Origin of the sequence: Micrococcus sp. NPDC078436 (assembly GCF_040702705.1) — a bacterium.
In the GTDB taxonomy this organism is placed as follows: Bacteria; Actinomycetota; Actinomycetes; order Actinomycetales; family Micrococcaceae; genus Micrococcus.
The window spans coordinates 63,104-72,229 of record NZ_JBFBLX010000005.1 but is presented as its reverse complement, the minus strand read 5'-3'; the positions used below and the strand labels follow the sequence as shown (position 1 = coordinate 72,229).

General features: G+C 70.4%; 15 protein-coding genes. 11 read left to right on the top strand and 4 right to left on the bottom strand.

Going from position 1 to position 9,126, the window contains the following annotated elements; translation table 11 throughout:
• Positions 1 to 145 precede the first annotated feature (145 nt).
• Together AB0302_RS04640 and AB0302_RS04635 are read right to left on the bottom strand one after the other, a co-directional pair.
• Positions 146 to 418 carry a DUF3263 domain-containing protein gene (locus AB0302_RS04640; protein ID WP_366370676.1) on the bottom strand — a complete coding sequence of 91 codons (273 nt, stop codon included), beginning with the start codon at positions 416 to 418 and terminating at the stop codon, positions 146 to 148.
• 30 nt (positions 419 to 448) lie between these two features.
• A complete protein-coding gene (locus AB0302_RS04635; RefSeq protein WP_366370675.1) occupies positions 449 to 865 on the bottom strand; it encodes an ImmA/IrrE family metallo-endopeptidase in 417 nt (138 codons plus the stop codon).
• 137 nt (positions 866 to 1,002) lie between these two features.
• Here AB0302_RS04635 and AB0302_RS04630 point away from each other — a divergent pair, with 137 nt between their 5' ends.
• Positions 1,003 to 1,758: a phage Gp37/Gp68 family protein gene (locus AB0302_RS04630; RefSeq protein WP_366370674.1), complete on the top strand. Its 756-nt coding sequence runs from the start codon at positions 1,003 to 1,005 to the stop codon at positions 1,756 to 1,758.
• Here AB0302_RS04630 and tcmP read toward each other — a convergent pair.
• Entirely contained in the window at positions 1,730 to 2,938 is a 1,209-nt protein-coding gene (gene tcmP, locus AB0302_RS04625; protein ID WP_366370673.1) for a three-Cys-motif partner protein TcmP, read from the bottom strand. The two genes, AB0302_RS04630 and tcmP, sit on opposite strands and share 29 nt — an antisense overlap.
• Positions 2,935 to 3,576, bottom strand: coding sequence for a hypothetical protein (locus AB0302_RS04620; protein WP_366370672.1), 642 nt, complete (start codon positions 3,574 to 3,576; stop codon positions 2,935 to 2,937). The genes tcmP and AB0302_RS04620 overlap by 4 nt, the downstream gene beginning before the upstream one ends.
• A 227-nt stretch (positions 3,577 to 3,803) precedes the next feature.
• Here AB0302_RS04620 and AB0302_RS04615 point away from each other — a divergent pair, with 227 nt between their 5' ends.
• The 10 genes from AB0302_RS04615 to AB0302_RS04570 all read left to right on the top strand — a co-directional run bounded on the left by AB0302_RS04615 (position 3,804) and on the right by AB0302_RS04570 (position 8,992).
• Positions 3,804 to 4,073, top strand: a complete 270-nt coding sequence (locus tag AB0302_RS04615; RefSeq protein WP_366370671.1) for a helix-turn-helix transcriptional regulator — start codon at positions 3,804 to 3,806, stop codon at positions 4,071 to 4,073.
• Positions 4,070 to 4,471: a DUF4326 domain-containing protein gene (locus tag AB0302_RS04610; RefSeq protein WP_366370670.1), complete on the top strand. Its 402-nt coding sequence runs from the start codon at positions 4,070 to 4,072 to the stop codon at positions 4,469 to 4,471. Before AB0302_RS04615 ends, AB0302_RS04610 begins: the two co-directional genes overlap by 4 nt.
• Positions 4,468 to 5,253 (top strand): BRO family protein, encoded by a 786-nt coding sequence (locus AB0302_RS04605; protein WP_366370669.1) that lies wholly within the window; start codon positions 4,468 to 4,470, stop codon positions 5,251 to 5,253. The genes AB0302_RS04610 and AB0302_RS04605 overlap by 4 nt, the downstream gene beginning before the upstream one ends.
• Positions 5,250 to 5,516, top strand: a complete 267-nt coding sequence (locus AB0302_RS04600) for a helix-turn-helix domain-containing protein (RefSeq protein ID WP_366370668.1) — start codon at positions 5,250 to 5,252, stop codon at positions 5,514 to 5,516. The genes AB0302_RS04605 and AB0302_RS04600 overlap by 4 nt, the downstream gene beginning before the upstream one ends.
• 62 nt (positions 5,517 to 5,578) lie before the next feature.
• On the top strand, positions 5,579 to 6,367 hold the full coding sequence (locus tag AB0302_RS04595) for a hypothetical protein (RefSeq protein WP_366370667.1): 789 nt from the start codon (positions 5,579 to 5,581) through the stop codon (positions 6,365 to 6,367).
• Positions 6,367 to 6,624, top strand: a complete 258-nt coding sequence (locus AB0302_RS04590; RefSeq protein WP_366370666.1) for a hypothetical protein — start codon at positions 6,367 to 6,369, stop codon at positions 6,622 to 6,624. The genes AB0302_RS04595 and AB0302_RS04590 overlap by 1 nt, the downstream gene beginning before the upstream one ends.
• Complete coding sequence (locus AB0302_RS04585) at positions 6,621 to 6,968, top strand: hypothetical protein (protein ID WP_366370665.1); 348 nt, start codon at positions 6,621 to 6,623, stop codon at positions 6,966 to 6,968. The genes AB0302_RS04590 and AB0302_RS04585 overlap by 4 nt, the downstream gene beginning before the upstream one ends.
• The gene (locus AB0302_RS04580; protein ID WP_366370664.1) at positions 6,961 to 7,284 is read left to right on the top strand and encodes a hypothetical protein; all 324 of its coding nucleotides are present in this window, start codon (positions 6,961 to 6,963) and stop codon (positions 7,282 to 7,284) included. Before AB0302_RS04585 ends, AB0302_RS04580 begins: the two co-directional genes overlap by 8 nt.
• Positions 7,284 to 8,657 (top strand): ParB/RepB/Spo0J family partition protein, encoded by a 1,374-nt coding sequence (locus AB0302_RS04575; RefSeq protein ID WP_366370663.1) that lies wholly within the window; start codon positions 7,284 to 7,286, stop codon positions 8,655 to 8,657. The genes AB0302_RS04580 and AB0302_RS04575 overlap by 1 nt, the downstream gene beginning before the upstream one ends.
• Positions 8,657 to 8,992, top strand: a complete 336-nt coding sequence (locus tag AB0302_RS04570) for a WhiB family transcriptional regulator (protein WP_366370662.1) — start codon at positions 8,657 to 8,659, stop codon at positions 8,990 to 8,992. The genes AB0302_RS04575 and AB0302_RS04570 overlap by 1 nt, the downstream gene beginning before the upstream one ends.
• Positions 8,993 to 9,126 lie beyond the last annotated feature (134 nt).

Below are 9,126 nucleotides of genomic sequence, written 5' to 3'. Positions count from 1 at the left end.
CCCGGGGGTTCAACCCGGAACATCTCCGCACCCCGCCCGCGCCGCGCCCCGCGGACAGCAAAAGGCCCCGCCCAGCTGGCTGCTGGACGGGGCCTCACACGCGCTTCCCAGTCGCACGCACCAGTCTCCCCAGGGGGCGGACACGTTAAGCCACCGCCCGCACCACCCGCTCCCGAGTGCCCCTCGACTCCCGCACCCGCCGCGTCAACACCGGGTACGCCGCGATCGCCACCGGATCCTCAGCCAGCCGCGCCACACGCAACGCCAGCGCCGTCCCGCTCAACCCCAGCAACCGCCGAGCCTCCCCATCCCGCGCCGCCCCGTACCGCCACCGCCGCCCCCACAACTGCAACGCCATGTGGTCACGCACGGACAGGCCAGGCTGGGCGCTCGCGGGCGCCTCGGTGGTGGTGGTCATGACGGCAGGGTACGGGCCACCCCGGACGCGCTAAACGCCGTCCTCGTGGTGCTCGGGGAGCCGGGCGGCGAGGTCGGCGCGCTCGGCGGCGGTGAGACCCGCGAGCCGGTCCGCGGCGACGAGCGGGGTCACCCAGAGCTCGTCGGCCAGCTCCTCGAGGCTCATGGCCCACGGCAGGGCGGCCAGCAGGTCCTCGGTGGATACGAGCAGCCGCGCGGCCTCGGCACGCACGGCCCTTTCGACGGCGGGCGGCTGGCACCCGCGGTGGCCGTGCATCACGTGCACGAGCTCGTGCGTGAGAACGCTGCGCCGCTCGGCCTGGCTCATGCGGGGGTCGAGCCAGATGCGGGAGGCGCCGTCCGTGGCGCCCGGCGCCTCGTGATGCGGGCGCCGCCACTCCACGACGACGTGCGTCATCGCGCGCAGGGACCTCCACGGGTGGAACATGTGACCATCGTCGTTGTGGGGACGGACACGGTATGGGTGAGCTCGAGCTGGACTGTGATGGACTGAGCGCGCCTGCGTGACAAGGGGTCGAACATCTGTTCGACTGGAGTAGGTCTTCCAGGGAAGGAGCGATCGCGATGGCGCATACCTCTGCGATTGAGTGGACCGAGGTGACGTGGAACCCCGTGACCGGTTGTGACCGCGTGGCGGCTGGCTGCGACAACTGTTACGCGCTGACCTTGGCCAAGCGGCTCAAGGCGATGGGGGCTGAGAAGTACCAGAACGATGGGAACCCGGTGACGTCCGGCCCCGGGTTTGGCGTCACCCTCCATCCGAAGGCCCTGGACCAGCCCCGCTCGTGGAAGGCCCCGCGCGTGGTGTTCGTGAACTCCATGAGCGATCTCTTCCACGCCAAAGTTCCGTTGGAGTTCATCCGAGACATCTTCGACGTCATGCGCGAGACGCCGCAGCACACGTACCAGGCGCTGACGAAGCGCTCACTGCGGATGGCCCGTCTAGCCGACCGCCTCGACTGGCCGGCCAACTTGTGGATGGGCGTCTCCGTGGAGGACGAGACTGTGACGGGCCGCATCGACCATCTCCGCGAGGTGCCGGCAGCGGTCCGGTTCCTCTCCTGCGAGCCCCTCATCGGCCCCCTGCGGGATCTGGATCTGGCCGGCATCGACTGGGTCATCGCGGGCGGCGAGTCTGGTGCGAACCATCGCACCATGGACCAGGCCTGGGTGGAGGACATCCGCGACCAATGCATGGCCGCCGACGTGGCGTTCTTCTTCAAGCAGTGGGGTGGGCGCACGCCAAAGGCCAACGGGCGGCTCTTGGCGGGGCGCACTTGGGACGAGATGCCTACTGCCCGCGCCGCGCTGGCAGGATAACCGCGCGCCCCTCCACCATGTCTTTGGTGTAGCCCTGGGCGATCCCGGCCTTCTGGAGATTCTTGATGGCCTGCCGTACCTCTGAGGCGCCTGCAGTGCCGAGGTGTTCGCCCAGCCAGTGGGGCACGTCGTCGCAGATCCGCACCGCCTGGCCATGGCCGAGGTGAGACGAGAGCCTCGTCTGGATGGCGGCGATTGCCCGGTTGCTGACGTCGGTCTGCTCTGCGGCCACCTGCTGGTCGAACGTCTCCTGCAGGTCGAAGAGCGACCCCTGGGTGTCGTCGAGCAGGCCCTGGTAGTAGTTCTCGGAGTTGAACTGCCGCCACTTCCTGTGAGCCCGAGCCGCGGCGTCAGCGAAGAGCATGGGCGCAGCGAAGTGCTGGTAGAAGAGCATCAGCGTGAAGATCGGCCCCTCAGACGGGGTCCGGCGGATTGGGACGGAGATGACGTTGTGGGCGGTCTCGCCGGTCATGCGCTGCATGTACTCGCGCGCTACGTAGGAGGCGGCTGTTGCGGCGGAGGAGCTGTCGCCACTCACGTCAGCCTGCCGCCGGGCCTCAGCGAAGACCTCCCGCCACCACGGCCCACCAAGAAAACGGTCACCGCGGAGGAGGGTGACGGTCTCGCCACTTGAGGCGGAGGCTCCCTTCCGGACGATCCCGCCGATGCGCCACACGGTGGAGAGACTGAAGTTCAAGAGGACCTCGGTCGACCGGGCTGGCCGCAGGAGCAACTTCGAGGCGACGACGTCGTACGGCAGGGCCGTGCCGAACGGGTCGAGAAAGAACAGAGCTGGGCGGGTGCCGATGTCGTTGAGGATCGCGTCGATCTGCTCCTCCACGCCACCGTGGTGCAGATGGACGGGCCCCGCCCCCTGCCCCTGGTCGGCGACCGCGTGTCGGAGGGTCTCTGCATGAGCCCTATCTCGCTCCACGAGGTGGATGTGCATGGTGCTGTTCTGCGCTGCAAGCTTGCGTGCGATGTCCACCGCGTAGAGCGGCGACCCCTTGTGCGCGTCGTCGTACTGCCCCGCGCCGGCGTAGCCATCGACATAGGCCACCTCCCGAGGGGCCCTGCTGGCAACCTTCATGGCCCACGGTGTGAGGTAGTCCTCCAGCACCTTGAGCTTGAAGACCGCGGCGGGCTGCTGCGACGTGAAGAAGTTCTTGTTGGCGCTCATGCGCCGGCCTCGTCGCCCGGGTCCTGGCTCTCCTCGCCGACGTCGCCCCACGCGGCGTCCTGCCGATCACGGCTCAGCTCCATGTACGGGTGCGCGGCGAGGTCCAGATCCTCCGGCCGCACACCAGCATCCTCGGGCGCCGGCACACCGGCCGGCGCCGCGGTCTTCTCTCCAGCGCGAGCGTCACCGCCGCGCGCTCCCCCACCGCGGGCCGGCGCGGCGCCATCCGGCTCTTCGCGCTCGCGGGCGTCGGGCTGCTCTTCGTGCTCGGTGTGCTCGTCATGGTTGCTCTCCAGGTCGATGAGGACCCGCAGCATCTGGATGACGGCGGCCCGGGACTTCGGGGACAGGTTGTCCGATCCCGGGGGCAGTTCGTCGGCCAGTGGCGGGCCCGGGACAGGAAGTCCCGCGGCGTGGAAAGCAGCCTCGACCGAGATGCCGGCCAGCTCGGCCAGCGCACGGACCGTGTCTTCGCGCGGCACGAACTTATAGCTACCGGACTTCATCTGATTGAGGGTCGTGTCCGTGAGCTTCAAGCCCTTGGCTTCTGCCCGAAGCGCCACCTGGCGCGCCGAGGTGCCCTGCACGTCGATGACGAGCTGGGCAAGTTCCTGCAGCGAGGTCGGGGTGCGTTCCACGGGGACGAGACTCCTGATCGTCGTGGCGCTTGAGCAACGGGCGGCGCGGCTGGCAATACAAGCAGACACCACATCATCGCAGGCAGGGCAGGCCGCCGCCCACTTGTGGGATTGACAACGCGTGAGAAGTTCGGAACTCTGTACTTGTAACTACCACCAGGAGGGATCTAGAGTCCATGCGTACCAGCCGTCACCGTCACCTCGCCGTCGTTCGAAAGGAGACCTGGATGCGGGTCAAGGACCCGGCAGCGCTCCGCCGCCGCCGAAAGAACAAGCGCTTCAGTCAGGGGGACCTGGCGCACCTCGTGCGGCGCTCGCAGAACACCATCAGCCTCCTCGAGCTTGGGAAGATGAAGACCCTCTCGGAGGACTTGGCCGTGGCGATTGCTGCGCGCCTCGACTGCGACTGGGAGGATCTCTTCCTCCTCGAGGAGGCCGAAGTCGCGCCCACGATGAGAAGTTCGGAGTCTCGAACTGTCGATCCGGTGGCGGCATGAGCGCTCCGCACCGCGTTCAGCGATCCCGCGAGAAGGGCTGGCGCATGCCCGCGAACACCGTCTACGTCGGCCGCGGCACGAAGTGGGGGAACCCCTGGAAGGTGGGACACCGCTTCTCGCTGACCTCCGGCGACCCCGCGAAGCTCGACGCAACCCTCCGCGCCCCCATCGAGGAGTACATGGGCGGCTCGATCGACCCCGAGACCGCCGTGGAGCTGTACCGGCTGATCCTCCCGTGGCGCACAGCGCCATGCAGCGACGCCATCCGCCACCTCCCAATGCTCGCCCAGGTGACCGAGCTCGCCGGGAAGAACCTCGCCTGCTGGTGCCCACTCGACCAGCCCTGCCACGCGGACGTGCTGCTCGAACTGGCCAACACCGAGGCGGTGACCGCATGAGCGCCGTCGTCCCGTTCCAGTACGGCGAGCACGCCGTGCGCACCGTCGTCCTCGACGGCGAGCCGCACTTCGCGGCCGTGGACCTCTGCACCGTGCTGGAGATCCGCAACTCCCGCGACGCCGTCGCCAGCCTGGACGCCGACGAGAAGGGTGTCGCTACTACCGACACCCCGGGCGGCGCCCAACAGCTCACAGTCGTCACCGAGCCCGGCATGTACTCGCTCGTGCTGCGCTCGCGGAAGCCGGAGGCGAAGGCCTTCAAGCGGTGGATCACGCACGAGGTGCTCCCGGCGCTGCGCAGGACGGGCACGTACTCGGTGCCCGCGCAGCCGGCGCTGCCGCAGTCCTACTCGGAGGCCCTGCGCGAGCTCGCGGCGTCGGTCGAAGCAAAGGAGGCTGCGGAGGCGCGCGCGGCGCAGCTCGAGCCGGCGGCCGCCGCGTGGGACACCCTCGCCTCCGCGCGGGGCGACTACTCCGTCGCGGACGCCGCGAAGGTCCTGTCCCGGGACGAGCACATCGAGATCGGCCGGGACCGCCTGTTCGCGCTGATGGAGCAGCTGCGCTGGGTGTTCCGCACGGGCGCCCGGGGCCGGTGGCACGCCTACCAGTCGCAGATCACCACGGGTCGCCTCGTGATGCGCGCAGGCGCCTCGTTCCAGAACGCCCGGACCGGGGAGATGGAGGTCGCTGACCCCACGATCCGGATCACCGCGAAGGGCCTGCAGGCCCTCCACGCCCACCTCGCCCACCTCGCGAAGCAGAAGGAGCTGGTTCCGGCATGAGCGCACCCACCCTCACCTCGACGGCCCCGCTGACCGCGGACGAGCTCGCCACGCATCTGCGGATCTCCGTGGCGACGGTTCGCCGCCGGTGCCGGGCGGGGGAGTGGCCCGCCCGACGGATCGGCCGGACCCTGCACTTCACCCCGGAGCACGTGGCCCGCATCGAGCGGCTGCTCGAGGCCCCGCCCCCGCGCCGGCCGCGCCGGGCCCGCACGAAGGACAACGACGTCGCCCGCGCGCTCGAGGCACTCGCCTCGGGCTGACCCATCAACCCCCTGGACCGCCCGCATCCTGCGGCCGGCCACCCCATGAAGAGGAGCACCCCATGTGGTTCAAGATCACCGCCGGCGGCACGGACTACGTCCAGCTGTCCATCGACGTGCACAAAGACCAGCTGTCCGAAGTCATCTGCGAGCTCACCGGGCTGAGAGCAGATGCGCCGAAGACGACCCCGGGTGAGTTCGCAGCCGCGCGGCGGGAGGCGGCGTTCAGTGGGCCGACACTCACTGTCGGAAACCGGGCGTTCAGCTCGTTCGTCGAGAACCCCAGGTCACCCGGCTCGCCCCGCGGCGAGGTTGAGCGTGACCTCACCAGTGTTCATGAGCGACTCCTCCATCACGCCCCGCAGTTCGATCATCTCTCCGGTGAACTGGGCATCACGGTGTTCGTACTCCACGGTGACGAGCGCCGTCGCCGGGATCTGGGTGAGGGAGTAGAAGCTGCCGTCGGTGGTGATGCGCACGCCGGAAGCCTGCCCGGCTCGGAGACGATCGACGATGACTTCCCCCAGGACGTAGAGGAACTGGCTGGCACGGGCGTTTCCGGAGCTAGCAATGGGACGGTCGTTGACGAAGATCCGGGTCATGGGTGCTGCTCCTCGTGTGGGTACCGGTGCGCCGGCGCGGCCCGCGCGTGTGGTGCGGGTGATACCGAGGCTACGGAGCCGCCGCTGACGAAGGAAGAGCGGTGGCTGTGGGCGGCGCAGGAGCTTGGGGCCATGCTGTCTGCTCTCCTCGAGACCGGACCGGAGGCGTACGAGGACACCGAGGGCGTCGAGCTGGGCGGCCCGGACTGCGGCGATGGTGCTGAGGGCCTCGAGGGTGGTGACGCCTGATGAGCGCGCAGCCGATCTACGTCGTGGAGGTCGAGGCGTTCTTCGTCTCCCCGCGGCCGGCCCTGGCCGCCGTCCCGACCCCGGCCCCCGTTCCCGCTGTGGTCGCCCCGTGGTGGGCGCCGGAGGCGGGCTCGGCCGCGGCCTACCTGCAGGCGCTGGCAAGGTTCGTCGTCGCGGGCCTGCTGTGGCTGCTCGTGGTGTGCGCGGCCCCGCTCGCGGAGCTCGCGGTCGTGTGGGCGCTGGGGGGTGCCCTGTGAGTGCGCTCCTCGATCACGTCCTCATCCGCGTCCTCACCGCGCAGACCGACGACACCGGCACAGGCCAGAGCCTCGCGCCTGCCGACGCCGTGCGGGCCGTGGTGCCCGTGGGGCCGCCGTCGATGGGCGGGAGCGTGCCCTCGGTGATCCTCTGGCCTGGCCCGGGTGGGTCGTCGTCGGCGCCGGGCACGTACGTGTGGTGCCCCGCGTGCACGCAGACCGACGCCCCGGCGCCGTGGTTCCCGAAGAGCAAGCACGGCGCGGTCCTCCTTCTCGAGGCCCTGGACGAGCACCTCACGCACCGCGCGCCCGCGCCCGCTGGGGGTGGCCGCCGTGATGGCTGAGCCGCGCCGTACGCACCAGGTCATCTTCCAGGTGGCCGGCCGCAAGCCCATGCCGAAGCTCGGCGCCCGGTACCCGCAGGTGTCGTACCGCTCCAAGACCGAGCTGCGCACCGCGGTGGTGGCAGCGGCCCGCACCTACTGGCCGTCCCTCAAGACGCCCTACGTGACGCTCGACGGCTCGGACTGGAGGCAGTGCCGCGGCCGGATCGCGCTCTCTCTTCCCGGCGCCACCTCCGTGGACGCCAGCTTCGCTCCCGTGTTCGACCCGAACCGGCCCGCCGATGAGCAGGCCCGCAGACAGGCAGGAGGCCACTGATGGCCACGCAGAAGATGCAACCCACAGCGCAGGCCACGTTCGAGCAGATGCTCGTCGCCAAACTGCGCCCCCACCCGAAGAACGTGCGCGCCCGCGCTGTCGCGGACGAGGAGATGGTGGCCTCGGTGGCCACCCAGGGGATCCACCAGCCGCTCGTGGTCGCCCCGCATCCCACGCTCCAGGGTGACTACACGGTGATCATGGGTCACCGCCGCCTGGCCGCCGCCCACAAGGCCGGCCTTGACGTCGTCCCGGTGCTCGTGCGCCACGATCTCCTGGACGAGCGGGACCAGATCGCGGCCATGGTCCAGGAGAACGTGCACCGACAGGACCTCTCGATCACGGAGGAGGCCGACGCCGTCCAGACCATGCTCGACTTCGACGGCTGGGACGCCAAGCGCGTGGCCAGGGAGACCGGGCTCTCGGCGCGCCGGGTCAGGTCTCGGGCCAAGCTCACCCGCCTGCCGGACGCGGCCTACGAGAAGCTCCAGATCGGCCAGCTCACCCTCGAACGTGCCGAGGCCCTCGCGGACTTCGCAGGCGACCCGGAAGAGGAGCAGCTGCTCGAGGTGCTGGACACGCACCCGACGAACTGGGAGTGGCACCTCAAGCGCGCGAAGACGGCGCGGGAGTGGCGCAAGCGCCGGCCGAAGGTGGTCGCCGAGATGGTGGCCGCCGGCGTCCCGGTGGTCCAGGCGCCGGATGAGCCGCTGTGGAGCTCGGAGCAGCCGTGGCAGGAGGCCCAGTTCGAAACCGCGGAGGAGGCGAAGGCGGCGGGTGCTTCGGTGATCGTGCACGAGCACTCCGATGACGTCGTCTACGTGGTGCCGCGCCCGGTGAGGGAGCAGTCCGTGGAGGATGAGGCCCGCGCGGCCCATCGGGCGCTGACGGCCGAGCTCGACGCTCAGCTGGCGGACGTGGTGGGCCTGGAGGACGAGTGGATTCGTTCCACTGTGCTTCCCGCGGTGAAGGCCGGGGACGAGCGCACGCTGCGGGTGCTCGCCCGCTACCACCACCAGGCGACGTACGGCGCGGGCGGCGCGGGCGGCATGAACGAGTTCCCCGCCATGGCCCGTGTGCTGCAGCTCGGCGAGATCAGCGGGCCCGTCCCGGAAGCCGTGGGTGAGGCCTTGCAGGGCCGGTCGCTCGTGGAGCAGGCCGCGCTGTGGCTGTTGTGCAGGAGCCGGCCGTTCTATCTGGGCTTCAACTGCTATGTGCAGCCCCGCGGAAGGACCATGACGTGGTTCGAGCTGCGCCACGCGCTGGGGTGGGAGTGGACGGAGCCGGAGGCCCGTGCCATCCGTGAGCTCGGCGCGGCGGACCCGCTGGCCTCGCAGGCCGACACGGGTGCCGCCGCCGGTGGAGAGCTGTGATGTCGGCGCCCGCCCTGGCCGTGGCCACTGCGGCGCCTGGGCTGTCGCCGCTGTCGGACCCGGATCTGGTGACGCCGTGCCGTCAGTCCGGTGCGGACCCGGAGCTGTGGTTCGCGACGGCGCCGGCCGCGGAGTCCGCGGCGGTGGAGGCGTGCCGGGGGTGCCTGGTACGTGAGGCGTGTCTGCGCGCGGCGATGGAGTACGAGGTGGGTGCTGGCCCGCGGAATCGGTTCGGCGTGTGGGGCGGGATGACGGCGCTGGCCCGTCAGCGTCTGGCTCGCGCGCGGGCCGAGGAGCGTGCCCGTGCCGAGCGTCAGCGGAGGGGGCGGCGATGAGCCAGAAGAGGGCTGCGGCGTACCACGGGACGCCGTGCGATGGCCGGTGCTGCCGGCAGAACCGGCACCTGGGGGTGTGCCCGCATCACCGGGTGTGCGCCTGGCACCTGATGGAGGACGCCCGCGCGGCTCGC

Excerpts from the sequence above, each read along its gene's own strand:
- AB0302_RS04640 (WP_366370676.1), bottom strand. The coding sequence starts at position 418 with ATGACCACCACCACCGAGGCGCCCGCGAGCGCCCAGCCTGGCCTGTCC.
- AB0302_RS04635 (WP_366370675.1), bottom strand. The coding sequence starts at position 865 with ATGTTCCACCCGTGGAGGTCCCTGCGCGCGATGACGCACGTCGTCGTG.
- AB0302_RS04630 (WP_366370674.1), top strand. The coding sequence starts at position 1,003 with ATGGCGCATACCTCTGCGATTGAGTGGACCGAGGTGACGTGGAACCCC.
- tcmP (WP_366370673.1), bottom strand. The coding sequence starts at position 2,938 with ATGAGCGCCAACAAGAACTTCTTCACGTCGCAGCAGCCCGCCGCGGTC.
- AB0302_RS04615 (WP_366370671.1), top strand. The coding sequence starts at position 3,804 with ATGCGGGTCAAGGACCCGGCAGCGCTCCGCCGCCGCCGAAAGAACAAG.
- AB0302_RS04610 (WP_366370670.1), top strand. The coding sequence starts at position 4,070 with ATGAGCGCTCCGCACCGCGTTCAGCGATCCCGCGAGAAGGGCTGGCGC.
- AB0302_RS04605 (WP_366370669.1), top strand. The coding sequence starts at position 4,468 with ATGAGCGCCGTCGTCCCGTTCCAGTACGGCGAGCACGCCGTGCGCACC.
- AB0302_RS04600 (WP_366370668.1), top strand. The coding sequence starts at position 5,250 with ATGAGCGCACCCACCCTCACCTCGACGGCCCCGCTGACCGCGGACGAG.
- AB0302_RS04595 (WP_366370667.1), top strand. The coding sequence starts at position 5,579 with ATGTGGTTCAAGATCACCGCCGGCGGCACGGACTACGTCCAGCTGTCC.
- AB0302_RS04590 (WP_366370666.1), top strand. The coding sequence starts at position 6,367 with ATGAGCGCGCAGCCGATCTACGTCGTGGAGGTCGAGGCGTTCTTCGTC.
- AB0302_RS04580 (WP_366370664.1), top strand. The coding sequence starts at position 6,961 with ATGGCTGAGCCGCGCCGTACGCACCAGGTCATCTTCCAGGTGGCCGGC.
- AB0302_RS04575 (WP_366370663.1), top strand. The coding sequence starts at position 7,284 with ATGGCCACGCAGAAGATGCAACCCACAGCGCAGGCCACGTTCGAGCAG.
- AB0302_RS04570 (WP_366370662.1), top strand. The coding sequence starts at position 8,657 with ATGTCGGCGCCCGCCCTGGCCGTGGCCACTGCGGCGCCTGGGCTGTCG.